The sequence below is a fragment of the Geodermatophilus sp. SYSU D00779 genome (assembly GCF_054050595.1).
The window spans coordinates 1-20,289 of record NZ_JBJGZQ010000047.1 but is presented as its reverse complement, the minus strand read 5'-3'; the positions used below and the strand labels follow the sequence as shown (position 1 = coordinate 20,289).

At 75.3% G+C, this 20,289-nt stretch carries 23 protein-coding genes; 12 read left to right on the top strand and 11 right to left on the bottom strand.

Going from position 1 to position 20,289, the window contains the following annotated elements:
* The coding region (locus tag ACI79G_RS23855) for a GntR family transcriptional regulator (RefSeq protein ID WP_456883517.1) at positions 1–582 on the top strand (582 nt) is incomplete at its 5' end.
* Positions 583–726: 144 nt separating this feature from the next.
* Here the strand turns inward: ACI79G_RS23855 and ACI79G_RS23850 are convergent.
* The 3 genes from ACI79G_RS23850 to ACI79G_RS23840 form a co-directional block, all read right to left on the bottom strand.
* Positions 727–1,122 (bottom strand): universal stress protein, encoded by a 396-nt coding sequence (locus ACI79G_RS23850; protein WP_456883516.1) that lies wholly within the window; start codon positions 1,120–1,122, stop codon positions 727–729.
* 82 nt (positions 1,123–1,204) lie between these two features.
* Positions 1,205–1,900 (bottom strand): response regulator, encoded by a 696-nt coding sequence (locus ACI79G_RS23845; RefSeq protein WP_456883515.1) that lies wholly within the window; start codon positions 1,898–1,900, stop codon positions 1,205–1,207.
* Positions 1,897–3,504: an ATP-binding protein gene (locus ACI79G_RS23840; protein WP_456883514.1), complete on the bottom strand. Its 1,608-nt coding sequence runs from the start codon at positions 3,502–3,504 to the stop codon at positions 1,897–1,899. The genes ACI79G_RS23845 and ACI79G_RS23840 overlap by 4 nt, the downstream gene beginning before the upstream one ends.
* A gap of 185 nt (positions 3,505–3,689) precedes the next feature.
* Here ACI79G_RS23840 and ACI79G_RS23835 point away from each other — a divergent pair, with 185 nt between their 5' ends.
* The 4 genes from ACI79G_RS23835 (at position 3,690) to ACI79G_RS23820 (ending at position 7,631) form a co-directional block, all read left to right on the top strand.
* Positions 3,690–4,700, top strand: a complete 1,011-nt coding sequence (locus ACI79G_RS23835) for a Bug family tripartite tricarboxylate transporter substrate binding protein (RefSeq protein WP_456883513.1) — start codon at positions 3,690–3,692, stop codon at positions 4,698–4,700.
* Positions 4,697–5,212, top strand: a complete 516-nt coding sequence (locus ACI79G_RS23830) for a tripartite tricarboxylate transporter TctB family protein (protein ID WP_456883512.1) — start codon at positions 4,697–4,699, stop codon at positions 5,210–5,212. The genes ACI79G_RS23835 and ACI79G_RS23830 overlap by 4 nt, the downstream gene beginning before the upstream one ends.
* Complete coding sequence (locus ACI79G_RS23825; protein ID WP_456883511.1) at positions 5,212–6,816, top strand: tripartite tricarboxylate transporter permease; 1,605 nt, start codon at positions 5,212–5,214, stop codon at positions 6,814–6,816. Before ACI79G_RS23830 ends, ACI79G_RS23825 begins: the two co-directional genes overlap by 1 nt.
* Before the next feature lie 389 nt (positions 6,817–7,205).
* Positions 7,206–7,631: a nuclear transport factor 2 family protein gene (locus tag ACI79G_RS23820; protein WP_456883510.1), complete on the top strand. Its 426-nt coding sequence runs from the start codon at positions 7,206–7,208 to the stop codon at positions 7,629–7,631.
* Positions 7,632–7,635: 4 nt separating this feature from the next.
* On the opposite strand, the gene eutC is transcribed toward ACI79G_RS23820, so the two are convergent.
* From eutC to ACI79G_RS23795, 5 genes are all read right to left on the bottom strand, one after another.
* The gene (eutC, locus tag ACI79G_RS23815; protein WP_456883509.1) at positions 7,636–8,391 is read right to left on the bottom strand and encodes an ethanolamine ammonia-lyase subunit EutC; all 756 of its coding nucleotides are present in this window, start codon (positions 8,389–8,391) and stop codon (positions 7,636–7,638) included.
* Positions 8,392–8,401: 10 nt separating this feature from the next.
* Entirely contained in the window at positions 8,402–9,814 is a 1,413-nt protein-coding gene (locus tag ACI79G_RS23810; protein ID WP_456883508.1) for an ethanolamine ammonia-lyase subunit EutB, read from the bottom strand.
* Positions 9,811–11,277 carry an ethanolamine permease gene (gene eat, locus ACI79G_RS23805; RefSeq protein WP_456883507.1) on the bottom strand — a complete coding sequence of 489 codons (1,467 nt, stop codon included), beginning with the start codon at positions 11,275–11,277 and terminating at the stop codon, positions 9,811–9,813. Before eat ends, ACI79G_RS23810 begins: the two co-directional genes overlap by 4 nt.
* 502 nt (positions 11,278–11,779) lie before the next feature.
* Positions 11,780–12,679: an SDR family NAD(P)-dependent oxidoreductase gene (locus ACI79G_RS23800; protein WP_456883506.1), complete on the bottom strand. Its 900-nt coding sequence runs from the start codon at positions 12,677–12,679 to the stop codon at positions 11,780–11,782.
* Positions 12,680–12,801: 122 nt separating this feature from the next.
* The gene (locus ACI79G_RS23795) at positions 12,802–13,194 is read right to left on the bottom strand and encodes a hypothetical protein (RefSeq protein ID WP_456883505.1); all 393 of its coding nucleotides are present in this window, start codon (positions 13,192–13,194) and stop codon (positions 12,802–12,804) included.
* 91 nt (positions 13,195–13,285) lie between these two features.
* Between ACI79G_RS23795 and ACI79G_RS23790 the strand changes: the two genes are divergently transcribed.
* The 4 genes from ACI79G_RS23790 (at position 13,286) to ACI79G_RS23775 (ending at position 15,301) form a co-directional block, all read left to right on the top strand.
* Entirely contained in the window at positions 13,286–13,864 is a 579-nt protein-coding gene (locus tag ACI79G_RS23790; protein WP_456883504.1) for a hypothetical protein, read from the top strand.
* Positions 13,865–13,903: 39 nt separating this feature from the next.
* A complete protein-coding gene (locus ACI79G_RS23785; RefSeq protein ID WP_456883503.1) occupies positions 13,904–14,173 on the top strand; it encodes a DUF2277 domain-containing protein in 270 nt (89 codons plus the stop codon).
* Positions 14,174–14,256: 83 nt separating this feature from the next.
* Complete coding sequence (locus tag ACI79G_RS23780; RefSeq protein ID WP_456883502.1) at positions 14,257–14,796, top strand: hypothetical protein; 540 nt, start codon at positions 14,257–14,259, stop codon at positions 14,794–14,796.
* A 40-nt stretch (positions 14,797–14,836) separates the two neighbouring features.
* Positions 14,837–15,301 carry a PGPGW domain-containing protein gene (locus ACI79G_RS23775; protein WP_456883501.1) on the top strand — a complete coding sequence of 155 codons (465 nt, stop codon included), beginning with the start codon at positions 14,837–14,839 and terminating at the stop codon, positions 15,299–15,301.
* Between the two features lie 55 nt (positions 15,302–15,356).
* Here the strand turns inward: ACI79G_RS23775 and ACI79G_RS23770 are convergent, their stop codons facing one another.
* Positions 15,357–15,605, bottom strand: a complete 249-nt coding sequence (locus tag ACI79G_RS23770) for a hypothetical protein (protein ID WP_456883500.1) — start codon at positions 15,603–15,605, stop codon at positions 15,357–15,359.
* Between the two features lie 95 nt (positions 15,606–15,700).
* Between ACI79G_RS23770 and ACI79G_RS23765 the strand changes: the two genes are divergently transcribed.
* Complete coding sequence (locus ACI79G_RS23765; protein ID WP_456883499.1) at positions 15,701–16,228, top strand: DUF6328 family protein; 528 nt, start codon at positions 15,701–15,703, stop codon at positions 16,226–16,228.
* On the opposite strand, the gene ACI79G_RS23760 is transcribed toward ACI79G_RS23765, so the two are convergent.
* Positions 16,198–16,671 (bottom strand): very short patch repair endonuclease, encoded by a 474-nt coding sequence (locus ACI79G_RS23760; protein ID WP_456883498.1) that lies wholly within the window; start codon positions 16,669–16,671, stop codon positions 16,198–16,200. The two genes, ACI79G_RS23765 and ACI79G_RS23760, sit on opposite strands and share 31 nt — an antisense overlap.
* A gap of 99 nt (positions 16,672–16,770) precedes the next feature.
* On the opposite strand from ACI79G_RS23760, the gene ACI79G_RS23755 reads away from it, so the two are divergent.
* The gene (locus ACI79G_RS23755; RefSeq protein WP_456883497.1) at positions 16,771–18,213 is read left to right on the top strand and encodes a hypothetical protein; all 1,443 of its coding nucleotides are present in this window, start codon (positions 16,771–16,773) and stop codon (positions 18,211–18,213) included.
* A 229-nt stretch (positions 18,214–18,442) separates the two neighbouring features.
* Positions 18,443–19,585 carry a PheS-related mystery ligase SrmL gene (srmL, locus tag ACI79G_RS23750; protein WP_456883496.1) on the top strand — a complete coding sequence of 381 codons (1,143 nt, stop codon included), beginning with the start codon at positions 18,443–18,445 and terminating at the stop codon, positions 19,583–19,585.
* Between the two features lie 115 nt (positions 19,586–19,700).
* Here srmL and ACI79G_RS23745 read toward each other — a convergent pair.
* A partial coding sequence (locus tag ACI79G_RS23745; RefSeq protein ID WP_456883495.1) for a DUF222 domain-containing protein occupies positions 19,701–20,289 on the bottom strand: 589 nt, incomplete at its 5' end.

Genomic DNA, 20,289 nt, shown 5'->3' with positions numbered 1-20,289 from the left:
CGCACCGGCGCCTCGCGGACGCCGGTGCGCGAGGCGCTGCGCCGGCTGGCCGCCGAGGGCCTGGTGGACCTGGTGCCGCGGCAGGGCGCGCGGGTCTCCCGGGTCTCGGCCCGCAGCGTCCGCGACCTCTTCGAGTTCCGCACGCTGCTGGAGCCGGCGGCCGTGCGGCAGGCCACCGAGGCCGCTGGCGCCGACCCCCAGGTGCACCGGGTCTTCGCCGAGATGCGCGAGGGCTTCGCACGGCTCCAGGCGCAGCAACCGTCCCAGACGCGGTCCCGGGCGTTCTACGACCTGGCCGACCGGTTCGACTGGGCGGTGATCGAGGCGACCCGCAACGAGCACCTGCGCCGCACGATCGCCGAGGTGCGGCCGCACACCGCCCGGCTGCGCAACCTCTCGCACGTCGACCCCGCGCGGGTCGACGTGTCCGTCGCCGAGCACCTCGTCATCTGCGACGCGCTGCTGGCCGGGGACGCCGACACGGCCGCGGCGGCGACCGCCGAGCACCTCCAGCTCAGCCTGCGGACGATCTTCCGCAACCTGGCCGCGGGTCCCGGCGACGCCCTCGACCTGCTCGGCTGAGGAGGATCCCGCACCTCCGATCCGCCCGGTCCCGGGTCGGCCCCGTCCAGGGGCTCGCCGCGGCCCCGTCCGGGGCACCGCCCTGAGCCTGCGAAGGGTGGGGAGGACGGGGTCCTCCTGCGGTGAGGAGGACGGGGTCCTCGTTCAGTAGGTGGCCTTGACCGCCAGCACCGGGCAGTGCGCGTCGAGCAGGATCCGCTGGGCCTGGCTGCCGGTGATCAGCTTCCCGGTGGGCGTGCGGCGGCGCATGCCGATGACGATCAGGCTGGCCTTGACCCGGTCCGCGGCGTCCACGACCTCGTCCGAGGCGTCGTGCCCGGCCACCCGCTGGTCGATCTCGTAGACCAGCCCGGCGCCGTCGAGCTTGGCCCGCACCTGGTCCAGCGCCCGCTCCGAGGCGAACCGGGGGTCCTGGAGGACGTCCCCGCGCGAGCTGTTGACGACGTGCAGCGGCTGGTCGCGCAGCCGGGCCTCGGTGATGGCGGCGTCGAGGGCGGCCTCGCCCTCGGGGGTGGGGACGTAGCCCACGACGATGGTCATGGCCGGAGCGTAAGCGGCGGCACGATCCCGGCCGCGCTTGTGCCCCTAGCGGTCGTTGCGGTCGTTGCGTCCCCGCCGCCGCTCACCCGGGACGCTGCGGGGAGCGGAGCGTGAACCGCCGCTCGGGCCGCCCGGCGGTGCCGTAGCGCTGGCGGACGTCGGCCTCCTCCTGCGTGACCAGCTGCTCCAGGTAACGGCGGGCGCTGACCCGGGCCAGCCCCGTGCGCTCGCTGCACTCCGTGGCCGACAACCCGTCCGCGCCCGCCGCACCGAGCACCTCCCGCACCAGCTGGAGCGTCTCCGGCGCGATGCCCTTGGGGGTGGTGGGCACGGCCCGGCCCCCGCCGCGCGCCCCGGCGAAGAACCGGTCGACGTCCGCCTGCCCCGCCTGCACCAGCGTGGCCAGCTCGGTCCGCACCGCGGCGTACTCCCGCAGCCGGGTCTCGAAGGTGCGCCGGTCGAAGGGCTTCACCAGGTAGTGCAGGACGCCGCCGTGCAGCGCACTGCGGATGCTCTCGGCGTCCCGGGCCGCACTGATGACGACGACGTCGACCGGCGCGCCCTCCGTCCGCAGCCGGCGGAGCACCTCCAGGCCGGTCATGTCCGGCAGGTAGACGTCGAGCAGCACCAGGTCCGGCCGCAGCCGCTGGACCGCGGCGAGCGCGTCGGCCCCGCTGGACGCCGTCCCCACCACCTCGAAGCCGTCGAGGGCCGCCACGAACCCGGCGTGCACCTTGGCGACCATGAAGTCGTCGTCGACGATGAGCGTCCTGATCACGCGTCCACCAGCGACGCGCCGACCGGGATGCGGGCGGCGAAGACCGAGCCGTCCGACGAGCTGGCCGTCACCTCGCCGCCCCGCCGGGTGCAGACCAGCCGGACCAGGGACAGCCCGATGCCCCGTCCGCCGGGGACCCCGGCCTGATCGGTGGAGCGGCCCTCCTTGGTGGACACCCCGCGGCGGAAGACCTCGGCCTCCATGCCCGGGGGGACGCCGGGGCCGGAGTCGCGGACGACGACGTCGACCTCGTCGTCCACCAGGCCCAGGCCCACCTCGACCCAGCGCTCGGCGGCGCCCGAGGCGGCGTCCAGGGCGTTGTCGACCAGGTTGCCCACGACGGTGGCGACGTCCGTGCTCAGCTCCGGGCTCAGCACCGGCAGCGCGGAGTCCGGCGCGACGCGCAGGTCGACGCCGAGCTCGGCGGCCTGGCTGGCCTTGGCGATGAGCAGCGCGGCCAGCGCCGGGTCCCGGACGGCGTCGGTGACGGCGGCGCCGAACTCCGAGCGGCTGGAGCTGATCCGGTGCACGAAGCGCACCGCCTCCTCGGCCTCGCCCAGCTCGATCAGGCCGGCGATGGTGTGCAGCCGGTTGTCGAACTCGTGGGCCTGCGCGCGCAGGGTGTCGGTGACGTGCCGGGTGAGCTCCAGCTCGCGGCGCAGCTCGAGCAGCTCGGTGCGGTCGCGCAGCGTGGTCACCGACCCCAGCGGGCGGCCCCGGCTGGTCAGCGGCAGCCGGTTGACCACCAGCACCCGTCCGGCGCTGCCCACGGCCCGGTCCCGCTCGACCCCGGTGGACAGCAGCGCGGCGCGCACCTCCTCGGCGACACCGAGCTCCTCCAGCGTGCGGCCGAGGGCGTTCCCGGGGATGCCCAGCAGCCGGATCGCCTCGTCGTTGACCAGGGTCACCCGGCCGCGCAGGTCCAGCCCGACCACGCCCTCGCGGATGCCGTGCAGCATCGCGTCGCGGTGCTCGACCAGCCCGGCGATCTCGGCCGGTTCCAGCCCGAGCGTCTGCCGCTTCACCCGGCGGGCCACCAGCAGCGACCCGCCGATGCCCAGCGCGCTGGCCAGCCCCAGGTAGGTGAGCAGATTGGGCGCGGCCTGCTCCAGGCTCCCCAGCACCCCGGGGTAGCGCCGCTGCACCGCGACCAGGCCGAGCACGCGGTCCCCGCGCGCGGAGTAGACCGGCGCCATGGCGACCGCGGCGCGACCGCCGGGCAGCTCGACGTCCCCCACCCACGACCGCCCCTCCAGCACCCGGCTGGCGCCGAGGTCGACCGGCCGGCCGAGCAGCTCGGGGTCGGCGCTGGCGAGGACGGTCCGGTCGGCCCCGGCGACGACGACGTCGGCGGACCCGGAGGTGCTGCGGCTCTCCTCCGCGGTGATGCGGACGTACTCGATGCGGCCGAGCTCCACCGCCGTGCGGGTGGCGCTGCTGTTGGCCAGCGTCTCGGCGATCTCCAGCGCGCGGCGGCCCTCCACCTCCTCCGCGCGCTGCATCGACTGGGCGACGGTGACGGCGGCGACGCCGACGAGGACGACGCAGACGATGACCACCTGCAGCGCGAGCAGCTGGCCGGCGAGCGAGAGCCGCCGGTTCACGGGGGACTCCTGACTGGTCGGGGACGCGGCACGCCATCGGACCCGGGCCGGACCCGCCGGCGCAACACGACGCCGTGCACACAACGACCACAACGTCCGATGCGCACGCAAGCGTGACACGCGCCACGTGCGTTGCGACCGTCCCTGCGAGCGGCGGACGTCCGCCGGACACACAGGAGGAACCCATGCGCAACGCTTCCCTGCGGAAGCTCACCGTCGGCACGGTCGCCGCCGGTCTGCTGCTGACCGGGTGCGGCACCACCGCCGAGGGCGGCGCCGCCTCCGGTGGCGGCGCCACCCAGGAGGGACCGGTCAGCGGCCTGCGGGTCATGGTCCCGAACTCCCCCGGCAGCGGTTACGACACCACCGCCCGCGCCTGGGCCCAGGTGGCCGAGGAGGAGGGGCTGGCCGAGACGATCGAGGTGTTCAACCTCGAGGGCGCTGGCGGCACCGTCGGCCTGCAGCGCCTGGTCAACGAGACCGGCAACGCCGACATGCTCATGCAGATGGGCCTGGGCGTGGTGGGCGCGCAGTACAGCAACCAGTCCGAGGCCACCCTCGACCAGACCACGCCGATCGCGCGGCTGATCGAGGAGGCCGAGGCGATCGTCGTCCCGGCGGACTCGCCGTTCCAGTCCATCGACGACCTGGTCGCCGCCTGGAAGGCCGACCCGGGCAACACCCCCGTCGGCGGGGCGTCCAACCCCGGTGGCCCCGACCACCTGACCCCGATGCTGCTGGCGCAGCAGGTCGGCGTGACGCCGACCTCGGTCAACTACGTCGCCTACGACGGCGGCGGGGAGCTGCTCGCCGGCATCCTCGGCGGCGACGTGGCCTTCGCCGCGACCGGCATCGGCGAGGTCACCGAGCCGGCCGCCTCCGGTGACGTCCGCATCCTCGCGGTCACCAGCGAGCAGCCTGTCGAGGGCGTCGACGCGCCCACCCTCACCGAGGAGGGCGTGGACCTGACCTTCACCAACTGGCGCGGCATCGTGGCGGCCCCGGACATCTCCGCCGAGGAGGCCCAGCGGCACGTCGACCTGATCACCCAGATCCACGACAGCGAGGCCTGGCAGCAGGTGCTCGAGGACCAGGGCTGGACCGACGCCTTCATCTCCGGCGACGAGTTCGGCTCCTTCCTCGACGAGGAGAGCCAGCGGGTCCAGGGCGTGCTGAGTGAGCTGGGCCTGACGTGACCGCCGCCTCCTCGGGAGGCGCGACCCGGGAACAGGGCCGCTCCGAGTACGGAGTGGCCCTGTTCCTGGCGGCGCTCGGCCTCCTCGTCATCGTGCAGGCCCTCCTCCTGCCGGAGAGCCGGATCGTCCGCGGGCCGGTCGGGCCCGCCGTCGTCCCCCTCGTCGTGGGCGGCCTGCTGGTCCTCGTCGGGGTCGTCCTGGCCATCGACGTGAAGCGCGGCGGCCGCGGGGAGCCCGAGGGCGGCGAGGACGTCGAGCTCACCGGCGGCACCGACTGGACCACCATCGCGATGCTCGCCGCCGCGTTCCTGGCCAACGCGCTGCTGATCGAGAGCCTCGGCTGGGTGTTCTCCGGCGCGATCCTGTTCTGGGGATCGGCGTTCGCCCTCGGCAGCCGCCACTACGTGCGCGACGCCGTGATCGCCTTCGCCCTGTCGATCGGCTCCTTCTACCTGTTCGCCCTCGGGCTCGGCATCGTGCTGCCCCCGGGGGTCCTGAGGGGGATCCTCTGATGGACGCGTTCGGCTCCCTCGTCGAGGGCTTCGGCACCGCCCTGACGCCGACCAACCTGGCGTTCGCGCTGCTGGGCGTGCTGTTGGGCACCGCGATCGGCGTCCTGCCCGGTATCGGCCCGGCCATGGCGGTGGCACTGCTGCTGCCCCTGACCCGCGGCCTGGACGTCACCACCGCGCTGATCATGTTCGCCGGCATCTACTACGGCGGCATGTACGGCGGGTCCACGACGTCGATCCTGTTGAACACCCCGGGTGAGAGCGCCTCGGTGGTCACCGCCATCGAGGGCAACAAGATGGCCCGGTCCGGCCGCGCGGCGCAGGCCCTGGCCACCGCGGCGATCGGCTCGTTCGTCGCCGGGACCATCGCCACGCTGCTGCTGGCCCTGCTGGCGCCCCTGGTCGCCGACCTCGCCGTGGAGGTCTCCCCTGCCGACATGTTCGCGATCATGGTGCTGGCGTTCATCGCGGTGACCTCGGTGCTCGGCAGCTCCCGGGTGCGCGGCCTGGCCTCGCTCGGGCTCGGCCTGGCCATCGGGCTGATCGGCATCGACGCCACCTCCGGCCAGCAGCGGCTCACCTTCGGCATCGGCGAGCTCGCCGACGGCATCGACATCGTCGTCGTGGCGGTCGGCCTGTTCGCCGTCGGTGAGGCGCTGTGGACCGCGGCCCACCTGCGCCGCCGCCCGGTCGAGGTCATCCCGGTGGGCAACCCGCGGATGAGCCGGTCGGACTGGCGCCGCTCGTGGAAGCCGTGGCTGCGCGGCACCGCGATCGGGTTCCCCTTCGGCGCCGTCCCGGCCGGTGGGGCCGAGGTCCCGACGTTCCTCTCCTACGTCACCGAGAAGCGGCTGTCCCGGCACCCCGAGGAGTTCGGCAAGGGCGCCATCGAGGGCGTCGCCGGGCCGGAGGCCACGAACAACGCCTCGGCCGCAGGCGGGCTCGTGCCGCTGCTGACCCTGGGCATCCCGGTGACAGCCACCGCGGCGGTCCTGCTCGCCGCCATCGAGAGCTACGGCATCCAGCCCGGGCCGCAGCTGTTCACCAGCGAGCCGGAGCTGGTGTGGGGCCTGATCGCCAGCCTCTTCATCGGCAACGTGGCGCTGCTGGTGCTCAACCTGCCGCTGGCGCCGGTGTGGGCGCGTCTGCTGCGGATCCCGCGCACGTACCTGTACGCGGGCATCCTCTTCTTCGCCAGCCTGGGCGCGTACGCGGCGAACGCCAACGTGTTCGACCTGTTCCTGCTGCTGGTCATCGGCGCGCTCGGCTTCATGATGCGCCGCTTCGGGCTGCCGCTGCTGCCGGCCATCATCGGCGTGATCCTCGGGCCGTTCGCCGAGGCGGAGCTGCGGCAGGCGCTGCAGATCAGCAACGGGGCGATCGGCGGGCTGATCGACCCGATGTCCGTCGTCGTGTACGTCATCGTGGCGCTGGTCCTGCTGTGGCCGCTGGTCGGCCGGGTGCTGCCGAAGAAGGCGCACGTGCCGGTGCTCGACGAGGCGGTGCACGAGATCGAGGAGGCGCACCACCACCACGGGACGACCGAGGCGGTCTCGGTCGAGGCCCGCAGGCCGTCCGACCGCGGGGAGCCCGGCGGTTCCTGACCGCGGGCAGGCAGAGGGGGAGGGAGGCCGTCGGCCTCCCTCCCCCTCTGCCGTTCCTGCTGACCGGAGCCCACCCGCGCCGGGACGGAGGGCGACCGCCACACCCGGTCACGACCGCTCCCCTTCCCCACGCCGACGGCAGGGCCGACACTGCTGGCGCCCGCCGGTGTCGCCGGGTGTCGTTCTGGGTCGTCCGCCCGGCGACGCCGACGCGGTGCCCCGCCCGTGCGGCCCTCCTGCAACAGGAGGACCTCCTGCCCCCCACCGCTCGGAGAAGGACCCCCTGCCCCCCACCACTCGCCAGCTCGCGGCGGGACCCTGCAGGAGGCCGGCGGGGCCCAGCAGGGGGCCGGGGGGCGGGAGGGTCCTTCTCCTGCGAGGAGGCAGGCATGACGACGCAGACGGGCGCGGCGCCCTCCGCCTCGGCACACCCCAACGCGCAGCGGATCCGGGACGCCTACGACGGCTTCCTCCGGGGCGACCTCGGCCCCCTCGACGAGCTCCTCGCCGAGGACGTCGAGTGGCACGAGACCGGCCGCAACCAGCTCACCGGGGTGTACCGCGGCCGCGACGCGGTCCGCGAGCTGCTCGGACGGCTGGGACAGCTGACCGAGGGCAGCCTCCGGCTCGACATCCGGACCGTCCTGGCCGACGACACCCACGGCGTGGCCGTCCTCCGGGTGAGCGCACGACGCGGGGACCGCTCGTTCGACGACGTGCTCGAGTTGCACGTCTACCGCTTCGCCGACGGCCGGGTCACCGAGTGGCGCCAGGCGTTCGACGACCAGTACGCGGTCGACGCCGTCCTCGGGTGAGGCGTCAGCCGGCGCCGGCGGGCAGGGCCGGGCCCTCGTCCTTGAGCACCACGCCCGAGGCGCCGAGCTCGCGGGCCGCGCCGAGCAGCGCGGCCACGGTGTCGGCGGCCTGCGCGTAGGACAACCCGTGCGGCGGGCGGACGTTGGAGACGCAGTTGCGCTCGGAGTCGACCCGCCCGATCCGTGGGGCCCAGGTCAGGTAGACGCCGAGCGAGTCCGCCGACGACAGCCCCGGCCGCTCGCCGATCAGGACCACCACGGCCCGGGCCCCCAGCGCCTCCCCCACCGCGTCGCCGAGCGCCACCCGCGCCTGGTGCGCCAGCACCAGCGGGGCCACCGACCAGCCGGGCAGCCGCTCCAGCAGCGCGGTCACCAGGCCCGCGGCGTGCTCGTGCACCGCCCGCGGGGAGAGCCCGTCGGCGATGACCACACCCAGGTCGGCGCCGGTGCGCGGCAGCTCGGTGCCGGCCGCGAGCTGCCGGCCGAGGTCGGGCCGCTGCAGGTAGGTGGCCCGGTCGGGCGCCGCCGAGTGCACCTCGAGCACCTCGGCACCCGGGAGCCGGGTGCGGACGAGGTCCGGGTCCAGCGGCTGGTGCACCGCGTCGCGGGCGGCGGCGTGGGCGGCGCGGAACTCCAGCTCCCGCGTGGTGGGCAGCGCGTCGCCGGCCCGGCCGAGCGCGACCCGGGCACGGGTGGCCGCGCGGAGCACCGCCCACGGGTCGTCGCTCGCCGGCAGCGGGCGGTCCAGCGCGTCGGTCATGCTCCGCTCCTCACGACGACGCCGCCGCGAGGAGGGCCCGCGCGGCGGGCGCGTCCGCGGTCAGCTCGCGCACCCGGCCGGCGTCGTCGAGCAGGTCCATGCGGGCCAGCCACGCCTCGAACTCCGGCGCCGGCCGCAGCCCGAGCACCGAGCGGGCGGTCAGCACGTCGGAGAAGGCCAGCGACTGGTAGTGCAGCATCACGTCGTCCATGCCGGGCACGGCGATGAGGAACGTGCAGCCGGCCGCCCCGAGCAGCAGCATCAGCGCGTCCATGTCGTCCTCGTCGACCTCGGCGTGGTTCGTGTAGCAGACGTCCACGCCCATCGGCAGGCCGAGCAGCTTGCCGCAGAAGTGGTCCTCCAGCCCGGCGCGCAGCACCTGCTTGCCGTCGTAGAGGTACTCCGGGCCGATGAAGCCGACGACGGTGTTGACGATGAGCGGGTCGAAGTGCCGGGCGACGGCGTAGGCGCGGGCCTCCAGGGTCTGCTGGTCGACCGGCCGGCCGCCGATGCCGTGGTGTGCGCCGGCCGACAGCGCCGAGCCCTGCCCGGTCTCGAAGTAGGTGACGTTGGAGCCGACCGTGCCGCGGCCCAGCGCCAGCGCCCCGGCGCGGGCCTCGGCGAGCAGGTCGAGGGTGACGCCGAAGCCGCGGTTGGCCGGCTGGGTGCCGGCGACCGACTGGAACACCAGGTCGACCGGCGCGCCCTGCTCGAGCGCCCGCAGCGTGGTGGTCACGTGCGCGAGCACGCAGGACTGGGTCGGGATGCCGTACCGGGTGATCACCTCGTCGACCAGCTCGAGGAGCGCGACCGTGCGGGCCGGGGAGTCGGTGGCCGGGTTGATGCCGATGACGGCGTCCCCGCAGCCCTGCAGCAGCCCGTCGACGATGGACGCCGTCACGCCCAGCGGGTCGTCGGTCGGGTGGTTGGGCTGCAGCCGGGAGGCCAGCCGGCCGGGCAGGCCCAGGGTGCTGCGCAGCCCGGTGACCACCCGGGTGCGCCGGCCCACGGCGACCAGGTCGGCGTTGCGCATCAGCTTCGAGGTGGCCGCGACCATCTCCGGGGTCAGCCCGGGGGCCAGCTCGCTGATCGACGCCTCGTCCCCCGCGGCGGCCCAGGCCAGCAGCCGGTCGCGGAACTCCCCCACGGTGAGCGACGCGACCGGCGCGAAGGCGACCGGGTCGTGGGTGTCGAGGACGAGCCGGGTGACGTCGTCCTCGTCGTAGCCGACCACCTGCTCGTCGAGGAAGGTGGCCAGGGGCAGGTCGGCGAGCAGCGTCTGCGCGGCGACCCGCTCGGCGGCCGACTCCGCGGCGCAGCCGGCGAGGACGTCGCCCGAGCGGGCCGGTGTCGCCTTCGCCATCAGCTCCACCAGCGTCGGGAACTCGTAGGAGTGCCCGCCGACGGTGCCCCGCCGTCTCATCGCACGTCCTCCTCCGCGTCGGCCAGCAGCTCGAACTCCTCCTCGGGCGCGGAGGCCACCAGGTGGTGGCGGCTGTAGAGGGCGAAGTACGCGAGGAACGCCCCGTAGGCGGCGAGGGTCCACAGCGCGGCGGTGACGTCGACGAGGAAGGTGGCCACGACCGCGGCGGCGGCGAGCACCAGCGCCACCCCGGTGGTCGCCGTCCCACCCGGGGTCCGGTACGGGCGCGGCAGGTCCGGCTCGCGGCGGCGCAGCACGATGTGGCTGACCATCATCAGCACGTACGACACGGTCGCGCCGAAGACGGCCATGTTGAGCAGCATCGCGCCCTGGCCGGTCAGCGACAGCACGAAGCCGATGGCCCCGGGGACCAGCAGGGCCAGCATCGGCGCCTTGCGCGCGTTGGTCACCGACAGCGCCCGCGGCAGGTAGCCGGCGCGGGAGAGCGCGAAGGTCTGCCGCGAGTACGCGTAGATGATGGAGAAGAAGCTGGCCACCAGCCCGAACAGGCCGGCGTAGTTGACCACCCGGGTCAGGCCCTCGGGCGCGCCGGCACCGGCCAGCGCGTCGACCGGCGGGTTGCCCGAGCCCGCGATCGCCGCCGACCCGGCCGCGCCCGGGGTGAACACCAGCATGAGGACGGCGAGGACGACGAGGACCCCCATCGCCGCGACGATCCCCCGCGGCATGGACCGTGCCGGGTCGCGGGCCTCCTCGGCGGCCAGCGGCACGCTCTCCACGGCGAGGAAGAACCAGATGGCGAACGGGAAGGCCGCCCAGATGCCGATCAGCCCGTACGGCAGGAACGCCGAGGCGCCGACGGCGTCGGTGGGCGCGATGTCGAGCAGGAGCGCACCGTCGAACCGCGGGATCGCGCCGGCCAGGAACACCACCAGCCCGGCCAGCGCGACGACGGTGACGGCGAACATCGCCTTGAGCGCCTCACCGACGCCCAGCAGGTGGATGCCGACGAACAGCGCGTAGACGGCGAGGTAGACCCACCAGCCGTCGGTGATGCCGAACAACCCGAGCGACTCGACGTAGGCGCCGATGAAGGTGGCGATGGCGGCCGGCGCGATCGCGTACTCGATGAGCACGGCGACGCCGGTGGCGTACCCGCCCCACGGGCCCAGGGCACGGCGGGCGAAGGTGTAGCCGCCACCGGCGGTCGGCAGCGCGGAGCCGAGCTCGGCCAGCCCGAACACCATCGCGGTGTACATGACCGCCATGAGGACGACGGCGATCAGCAGCCCGCCGAAGCCGCCCTCGGCCAGGCCGAAGTTCCAGCCGGCGTAGTCGCCGGAGATGACCGCCGAGACGCCCAGACCGGCCAGCAGCAGCCAGCCCGCCGTCCCGGTGCGCAGCCGGCGCCTCTCGAGGTAGCCGGCCTCGACCCGCTCGGCCTCGACGCCCGCGTGCGCGGACCTCGGCGGGGTGCGGCGGGCGGTGGGATCCGCGGTCACGGGCGCCTCCGGGTGTAGGCCCGCCGGCGGCGGGCAGCGCCAGCGTGGTCCGGCATCCGGCACAGGTCAACGGCCTGCGCCGGGCGTACCACGCTGTTCACGGCGCCGTCCCGGGTGCTGCCGCCTCCGCCCGCGGGCGGGAGGATCCCGCCAGGGCACCAGCGGATCGGGTGCGGCACGGCCGCCGAGGAGCGCTGGACGCCCTGTCCGGCGCAGGCTGCCGAGCTCGGCGTCCGGTCGTCGCTGTCCCTGCCCCTGGTGGTCGAGGGGCGCAGCCGGGGTGCGCTGGACCCCTACGCCACCGAGCCGGGGGTGTTCGGCGCCGACGACGAGGCGACCGCGTACCGCTGGGCGGGGCAGGCCACCGGCGCGCTCGCGGTGGCGCTGCGGATCGCCGACAGCGACCACGCGCCGCGAGCTCCGCGACGTCGCCGCGGGCGTCGTCGCCGCGTTCGAGGAGGGCCTGGCCGACCGGCGCGAGCGGTGGTGACCGCGCAGCACCTCAGAGGCCGTGCCAGCGGCCGTCCTTGGCGTTGCGCTCCTGCCGCGGGGCGAACACGTTGCCCTCGGTGGGCGGTGCGCCGTCCCCGGCCAGGGCGAACACCCGGAACAGCGGCCCGACCAGCGCGTCGTAGACCGCCGGCAGCAGCCGGAACCCGGCGATGACGACCGGGTTGGCGAACCCGGACTGCACCAGCCGCCGCGGCCGGTCCAGCCGGGCCACCACCGCGCGCGCCACCCGCTCCGGCGAGTACACCGGGGGCGGGGGCCGCCCGGTGCTGCCGGCCCACGTCGCGCCCTGGTAGTAGATCGGGGTGTTCACCCCGCCGGGGGCGACGGCGGAGACGTGCACGCCGGGAGTGTCCCGGGTCTCCTGCTGCAGCGTGCGGACCAGGCCCAGCTGCCCCCACTTGGCCGCCGCGTAGGTGCCCATGAGCGGCGCGGTCACCGAGGCCAGCAGCGAGCTGACGACGACGAGGTGGCCGGCACCCTGACGGCGGAACACCGGCAGCGCGCTGCGGGCGACGTTCGCGGTGCCGTGCAGGGAGGTGTCGACGACGGCCTCGTAGGCCGCGCGGGGCACGTCCTCGATCCGGCCGTAGGCCATGGTCTGCGCGGAGTGGACGACGGCGTCCAGGCGGCCGAGCCGCTCGACGGCGGTCTCGACCGCGCGCTGCACCGCGTCGGCGTCGGTGACGTCGGCCGGGCAGACCAGGACGTCGGCGGCGCCCCTCTCGCGCGCCTCGGCCGCGGTCTCCTCGAGCGCCTCGCGGCCCCGGGCGACGAGCACCAGCCGGGCGCCCCGGGCGGCGAGGGTGTGCACGGTGGCCCGGCCGATCCCGCTCGAGGCGCCGGTGACGAGGGCGGTCAGGGGGCGGGACGGCGCGGCGGGCGGCGGCATGCGGCTCCTCGGGCTCGGGAGGGGGATGGACGCGCGGACGGGTCTCGTACGCGTCGGTGGAGCGGCTCTACCCGCCGTCCCTCCGGCTCATGCGAGGGAGTCCCCCGTCGGGCCCTGCCAGGTCACGCGGGCAGGAGGTCGAGCAGCCAGCCGGGGCCGGTCACCGGGACGCCGTCGGGCAGCCGGGCGCGCAGGCCGCGGTCGGCGGTGACCACCAGCGGCTCCCGTGCCTCCGCAGCCAGCCGGGCGGCGCACCCTGCCAGGGCGTCGTCGCCGCTCCCCTCGGCCCGCACCAGGGTCACGCCGTCCGGGGCGTCGACGCCCCGCGCGGCGCCCTCGACGACGGCGACCACCTCGTCGCAGACGACCGTTCCACCGCCGGGCGCGGGCAGCTCCCGGCCGGCCAGCGGGGCCAGCCGCCGCAGCAGCCGGGAGGTCGCGCCGGCGCGGTCGCGCCACCAGCCGTCGGGCCGGGAGCCGACCACGTTCGCGGTGTCCACCAGCAGCACGGCCACCGATCCCGCCCCTCTCCGGCGTGTCGTTTCCCCCGGCGCGCACCGGGCACTCCGCGGGCACGGCCGGCTCCGATCTTCCCCAGGAGGCCCCATGGCGCGCACCGACCACCCCCTGCCGGGAGCCGACGGGACGGCCCGGGAGGCCGCCTCCCGGGCCGTGGCCGTCCAGCGGGCGGAGTTCGGCGGCACCCAGTGGGGAGCGGCCTTCTTCGGCTGGCTGTCGGCGACCGGCCTGGCGGTGCCGCTGCTCGCGCTGGTGTCGGCGGCCGACGTCGCGCTGGGCCTGACGGAGGGGGCCTCGGCCGAGGCGATCGGGCTGCGCGGCGCGGTCGCGCTCCTCGTCGTCCTGTTCCTCTCCTACCTGGCCGGCGGGTACGTGGCCGGGCGGATGTCCCGCTTCAGCGGTGCCCGGCAGGGCCTGGCCGTGTGGCTGGTCGGCCTGGTCGTCGTCCTGCTGTGCTCCGGCGCCGCGGCCCTGATGGGCAGCGAGTTCAACGTGCTGGCCCGGCTGGAGCTGCCGCGCATCCCGGTCGGCGAGGGCACCGCCACCACCGACGGCCTGGTCACGCTCGCCGCTGCCGTCGCGGCCACGCTGGTCGGGGCGCTGCTCGGCGGCGCCCTGGGCACCCACTACCACCGGAAGGTCGACCGGGCCGGCTTCGCCGGCTGAGGCTCCCGGACGTCAGCGGGCGCTCCTACGCTCCCGCGCATGTGCCGCAACATCCGGCCCCTGGCCAACTTCGAGCCACCCGTCACCGACGACGAGGTGCACGCCGCCGCGCTGCAGTACGTGCGCAAGATCAGCGGGACGACGAAGCCCTCGCAGGCCAACGCGGAGGTCTTCGACCGCGCCGTCGCGGAGGTCGCCGAGGCCTCCGCCCGGCTGCTGGCCGCGCTGGTCACCACCGCGCCGCCCAAGGACCGCGAGGAGGAGGCGGCCAAGGCGCGCCGGCGGGCGGCGCTGCGTTACGGCAGCTGAGAACGATCACGCGCGATCGAGTGTGGATCTCTGAGACGGGGTAGAGCGACTCCACCCACAGACCCTCCAGGAGGAGCTCAGCAATGGCGCGTAACACCCTGTCCCGCTCGCTGCACGACCTCGGACTCTCCGCCTGGTTCGGCGGCACGCTGGCCAACGCCGTCGCGCTCAACGCCGCGGCCGGCGAGGCCGGTGGCGCCTCGGACACCGGCCGGGTGGCCAACGCCGGCTGGGACCGGTGGACGCCGGTGAACGCCGCGGCGATCGGCGCGCACCTGATCGGCAGCGTCGGCCAGCTGCGGGCCAACCGGCAGCGCGTGGCCAACCAGGAGGGCGTGGGCGGGATGAGTGCGCTCAAGACCGCGTTGACCGCAGCCGCGCTGGGCGTCACCGCCTACAGCCGCGCGCTGGGCAGGGTCGTCTCCGACGCCGGGGCCACGCCGTCCCGCTCGGGCACCAAGCCCAGCAAGCGGGCCAAGGCCGAGGTAGCCGCCGCGCAGGCGAAGCTCGACCAGCTGCAGTGGGTGATCCCGGCCCTGACCGGCGCCCTCGTGGTGGTCAGCTCCTACGCCGGTGAGCAGCAGCGGCCCAGCGAGGTCGCGCGCGGGATCGCTCCGCGCTGACCGTCGGCCCCACACCTCCGAGCCCCACCCAGGAGTCCTGGTGACCCGCACCCTCGACGCCCACCACCGGACGCACGGCGGCGGCGGTGCCACCCGCTGCCCGGACTGCACCGACGGGCTGGGCCAGCCGCGGCCGGTGGAGCCCGGCTCCTGGCGGGACCGCGTCCGGAGCAAGCCCGGACTGGCCACCGCCTACCGGGTCGCGGTGTTCTTCGCCGGACTGCTGTTCGTCCTGCTCGGCCTCGCCCTGACCGTGTTGCCCGGGCCGCTCACCATCCCGCCGATCCTCATCGGCCTGTGGGTGTGGTCGACGGAGTTCGAGTGGGCGCGGCGGCTCTTCGTGGCGTTCCGGCGCAAGGCCCGCGACACCTGGGCGCACGCCAAGCAGCACCCGCTGAGCTCGGCAGCGGTCACCGTCGGCGGCCTGGTGGCGGCCGGTGTCGTCCTCTGGGCGGTGGGCCACTACGACCTGGTGGACCGCGCCGTGGCAGCCGTCACGGGCTGACCGCGCACGGACGAGGCCCGGTGGACCGGATCGGTCCACCGGGCCTCGTCGTGTCTCAGCTCCGTCCGAACTCGCCGGGGTCGGGGGTGCGGAACGGCGGGTCGTCGTCCGGACCGTCCTCTGTCGTCCCGCGCGCGTCGGAGTCGTGGGAGCCGACGTCCTCGGTGCCGGCCTCGTCGGGCCGGTCGGGCTCCTCGCCGCCGATGCCGAAGCCGTCGGCGGTCGGCGGAGCGCCCGCACCGGGGTCGGCCGCGGGGATGCCGTCGTCCCCTCGGCCGAGGTCGGGCTCCATGGGCGTCCACATCGACACGTCGTCCTCCCGGGGTACTCGGCGTACGAACTGCAGGTACCCGGCCCCGCCGCGTGGCACCATCCCGGGCCCAGGCGGATGGACGGGTGGTGAGCACGGTGACGGACGTGCGACCGGCTCAGCGGCGCGACGACTCACAGGGCGAGCCCGGGGAGAGCCGCAAGGAGCGGATCGACCGCGAGCTGATGGAGCTGCTCAACGAGCTGCGGGTGGCGCTCCCGGGAGTGCAGTTCCTCTTCGCCTTCCTGCTGATCGTGCCCTTCCAGCAGCAGGGCACCCCGTTCACCGACTTCCAGCGGGACGTCTACTTCGTGACCCTGCTGGCCGCCGCGGTGGCGACCGGGCTCCTCATCGCGCCCGCAGCACAGCACCGGGTGCTGTTCCGCCAGCACGACAAGGAGGCGCTGCTGCGGCGCAGCAACCGGTCGGCGTTCCTCGGGCTGACGGTGCTGGCCGTCGCGATCGTCGGGGCGGTGTTGCTGGTGACCGACGCGGTCTTCGACCTGACGCTGGCCTGGATCACCGCAGTGGCCATCGCCGTGTTCCTCGTCTGGTGGTGGATCGCCGTCCCCCTCTGGAAGAGGGCTCACAACCGGCAGGACGAGCCGCCCGCCTGACCCACGCCATCGTCCGGTGGGTGGCCGAGCGCCCGGCAGATGGCGTCGGCGACCGCGTCGGGGTCCTCGTGCTCCCAGAAGCGGAGCACCCGCCAGCCCTCGGCGCGCAGCACCGCATCGGTCCGTCGGTCGCGGGCGACGTTGCCGGCCAGCTTGGCGGCCCACCACGCCCGGTTGGCCCGGGGGAGGTGGCCGCAGGCCGGGCAGGAGTGCCAGAAGCAGCCGTCGAGGAAGACGACCAGCCGCCGCCCCTTCCACACGAGGTCGCCGCGCGCCCTGGTGCGAGCGCACGGGCGGACGTCGACTCGGAAGCGGACCCCGCGGGCGTGCAGGCGGCGACGGACGGCGAGCTCCTGCGCGGTGTCGCGGCGCGGTTGCCGACGGAACCGCCGGGCGACCCTCTCCGACGACGGCGGCGGGCTCGGCCCGGGGCCTGCTGCCACCTGTGCCCCCCTGCGCTCCCGTCCCTGCGTCGGGCCGGACGCTACGGCGCGCCGACGACAGGTCCGGCCGCTGGGGAAGGGTCGCCTAACCTGCTGGGCGTGAGCACGACGGCGGACCGGGTGTCCGCGCCGCAGCCGGTCCGCGTGCCGTCGCCGCCGGCCGGCTGGTCGGTGCTCGAGCTGCTGCCACCGCTGGCCGTCGTCCTGCTGGGCACGGTGCTGCTGCTGCCGGGGCACGGTCTGTGGTTCGACGAGCTGTTCACCGCCGAGGTTGGGCGCCGGCCGTACGCCGAGATCCTCGCGGCGATCGTCGAGGGGCGCGGGACGACGAGCTACCTGGCCGACGTCCCGCCGTCGTACAACGCGCCCTGGTACTTCGTGGTGCACACGTGGGTGCTGCTGCCGGGGATCGGCGGCGACACGTCGCTGCGGGTGCTGTCGCTGCTGGCGACCGCCGGCGGGCTGGCCCTCGTCACGCGGGCGGTGACCCGGCTGACCTCGCGCGCGGCCGGAGTGCTGGCCGGGGTCGTGCTGGCGGCGAGCCCGCTGCTGCTCGAGCAGGCGGTGGAGGCCCGCCCGTACGGGCTGGCGGTGCTGGCGACCGGCGGGGCGCTGCTGGGGCTGGTGCGCTGGCTCCAGGGGGCGGCGCGGGGGCTGCTGCTGTTCGGGCTGGCCGGCGCGGCGATGGGGCTGGCGCACTGGTACGCGGTCACGGTGCTCGCGGGTCTCGTCGTCGCGGCGCTGCTGCTGCGCGGGCGGCGGGCGTGGCCGGTGGTGCTCAGCGGTGCCGCGGCGGCGCTGCCCGTCGTCGGGCTGGTCGGGGTGAACCTGCTCAACGGGACCGGTGCACGCAACGCCGTGCACCTGCGCGACACCGAGGGGACGCTGGCCGACCTCGCCGTCGTGGCGTGGGCCGGCGGGCTGCGGCCGCTGGTGTGCCTGACCGTAGGACTGGCGGTGCTGGGCGCGCTGCGTGGCGCCGGCGCGCGGGTGGTCGGCACCTGCTGGGTGCTCGTGCCGCTGGGCCTGCTGCTGCTGGCCGAGCAGGTGCGGCCGGTGTACCTGCCGCGCTATCTGCTGGCCGGGTTGCTGGGGCTCGGGGTGCTGGCGGCGGTGGGCGCGCTGACGCTGCCGCGGGCCGCCCGGGCGCCGGTCGCCGGACTGCTGGTGGCGTGCTCGCTGGTCGCGTCCTCACCGCTGGCCGAGCGCGAGCCGCGGGAGCGGGCGGACGACGTGGTGGCGCTGCTGGCGGAGCGACACCGGGCCGGCGAGCCGATCGTCGCCGCGGACCAGCGCTCGGCGACCGGCCTGGACCACTACGTGCGGACGGCGGCTCCCCAGCTGCGGCCCGACGTCGTGCTGCCACCGGACGACGCCCCGGCGAGCGCGGACCGGGTCTGGCTGGTCCGCCGGGTGATCCGCGGCCAGGTCGTCTCGACCGACGACGACGACATCCTGCTGACCGCGGGGCTGCGGGTGGTCGACGAGTACGCGTTCGACGCCTCGAAGACCGACCTGCTGGTGCAGGTCTGGGAGCGCTGAGCTCGTCCACCTCCGCCGTCGTCCGGCCACCGGTGGCGGCGCCGATATCCGTTGGGCGGTGTCGCTCGCCGGCGCTACCGTCGACCCGTGCCCGAGCGCAGGACCTCCTTCGCCCGCCCCCGGCTGCCGAGCAGCCGTGCGGGCGCCGAGGTCTGCCGGTAGCCCGTTCACGGAGCCGTCGGCCGGGGGTGTCCCCCACCACTCGCCGACGACCCGGAAGGGGCCTCCCGTGACCACCCTGCTGTCACCCCGCGACCTCGAGGTCGCGCTCGAGCTGCGCGACCTGTCCGACCCCGCCGGCGGCCCGCACGCGATGCAGCCGCTGCTCGACGACGTGCTCGCCGCCCTGACCAGCACCTGGCCCTGCAGCCTGGACGTGCAGCGCCGCCGACCGCTGGTGAGCGTGGAGGACAACTACGACCGGCTGGGCTACGCGGCCGCCGACGTCACCCGGGACGCCCGGTACAGCCGCTACGCCGCCGAGACCGTGATGCTGCGCAGCCACACCACCGCCGGCGTCCCACCCGCACTCCGCGCGCTCGCCCGCACCACCTCTGTCGAGGTCGACGTCGACGTGCTCCTGGCGCTCCCCGGCGTGTGCTACCGCCGGGACAGCATCGACCGGCTGCACGTGGGCACGCCGCACCAGGTGGACCTGTGGCGCATCACCACGACCGGATCCGCCGGCCGGCGGCTGAACACCGACGACCTCCAGCAGATGGTCGAGCTGGTCGTCGGCGCCGTGCTGCCGGGGGCACGCTGGCGCACATCACCTGCCCAGCACCCCTACACCACGAGCGGCCTGCAGGTCGACGTGTGCACCGCCTCGGGGTGGGTGGAGCTGGCCGAGTGCGGACTGGCCGCCGAGCACGTGCTCGCCGGCGCCGGTCTGGACCCCGACCGGTGCACCGGCCTGGCGCTGGGCATGGGGCTGGACCGGGCGCTCATGCTCCGCAAGGGCATCCCCGACATCCGCGTGCTGCGCTCGACCGAGCCGCGGATCGCGGCACAGCTGCTCGACCTGCGTCCGTGGCGGCCGGTGTCGTCGCAGCCGTCGGTGCGCCGGGACCTGTCCATCGTCGCCGACGCCCCGGTGGACGGCGAGCTGCTCGGGGACACCGTCCGCACCGCGCTCGGCCCTGCGGTGGAGGACCTCGAGGCGGTGACCGTCCTGTCCAGCACTGGATACGCCGACCTGCCCGATGCTGCTCGCCGGCGACTGGGGCTGCGTCAGGACCAGGTCAACGTGCTGCTGCGGCTGGTGCTGCGTCCCTTGTCGGGGACCTTGACCGACCAGCGCGCCAACGAGCTGCGCGACCAGGTCTACGCGGCCGTGCACCGCGGACCGCACCAGGAGTGGGCCACGCGCTGAGGCACCCGCTCCTCGCCTGCGTCCGCCCTCCTCGCTGCCGACACACGGGCAGCCGGCAGCCGACCGGTGCCCGGGGGTGGGTGTCGGTCGGCTGCCGGCTGCGGCGGGTGTGGGGTCAGGCGGCGGTGGCCAGGGGTGGGCCGGTGCGTTGAGGGCCGGTGCGGATCTCGGTGCCGTCGGGTCGCCAGGTGCGCCATCGCCCGTCCGGCCGGCGTTCGACGCGGAAGCCGTGGTGCACCTTCGTGTGGTGCCGTTCGCACAGCAGCGCGGCGTTGTCCAGGTCGGTCGCCCCGCCGTTGACCCACTCGAGCAGGTGGTGGACGTCGCACCACCAGGTGGGCGCCGAGCAGCCGGCGAACACGCAGCCGCCGTCGCGCACCTCCACCGCGCGGCGCACGTGCGGAGGGAACAGCCGCAGCGTGCGGCCGTGGTGCAGCGGCACCCCGCCGGGGCCCATCACGATCCGGGTCACCTGCCCGTCGCAGGCCAACCAGCGGGCCCGCGCCGCGGAGATCTGTGCGCCGAAGCCGGTGTCGGCCGCGCCCCGGCCGGTGGCGGGGTCGACCAGGTCCTCCAGGCCGATCGTGACGATGACCTGCGGCTTGTGGCCGCGCAGGACCGGCAGGGAGCTCGCGGCGAGGGCGTTGTCGCACAGCTGCACCAGCACGTCGGCCAGCCGCTGGCTGCGGGTCCGCTCGTCGCCG

Bases quoted from the DNA above. Each gene is read 5' to 3' on its own strand.
- ACI79G_RS23850 (WP_456883516.1), bottom strand. From the start codon at position 1,122: ATGACCATCGTCGTGGGCTACGTCCCCACCCCCGAGGGCGAGGCCGCC.
- ACI79G_RS23835 (WP_456883513.1), top strand. From the start codon at position 3,690: ATGCGCAACGCTTCCCTGCGGAAGCTCACCGTCGGCACGGTCGCCGCC.
- ACI79G_RS23825 (WP_456883511.1), top strand. From the start codon at position 5,212: ATGGACGCGTTCGGCTCCCTCGTCGAGGGCTTCGGCACCGCCCTGACG.
- ACI79G_RS23820 (WP_456883510.1), top strand. From the start codon at position 7,206: ATGACGACGCAGACGGGCGCGGCGCCCTCCGCCTCGGCACACCCCAAC.
- eutC (WP_456883509.1), bottom strand. From the start codon at position 8,391: ATGACCGACGCGCTGGACCGCCCGCTGCCGGCGAGCGACGACCCGTGG.
- ACI79G_RS23810 (WP_456883508.1), bottom strand. From the start codon at position 9,814: ATGAGACGGCGGGGCACCGTCGGCGGGCACTCCTACGAGTTCCCGACG.
- ACI79G_RS23800 (WP_456883506.1), bottom strand. From the start codon at position 12,679: ATGCCGCCGCCCGCCGCGCCGTCCCGCCCCCTGACCGCCCTCGTCACC.
- ACI79G_RS23790 (WP_456883504.1), top strand. From the start codon at position 13,286: ATGGCGCGCACCGACCACCCCCTGCCGGGAGCCGACGGGACGGCCCGG.
- ACI79G_RS23785 (WP_456883503.1), top strand. From the start codon at position 13,904: ATGTGCCGCAACATCCGGCCCCTGGCCAACTTCGAGCCACCCGTCACC.
- ACI79G_RS23780 (WP_456883502.1), top strand. From the start codon at position 14,257: ATGGCGCGTAACACCCTGTCCCGCTCGCTGCACGACCTCGGACTCTCC.
- ACI79G_RS23770 (WP_456883500.1), bottom strand. From the start codon at position 15,605: ATGTGGACGCCCATGGAGCCCGACCTCGGCCGAGGGGACGACGGCATC.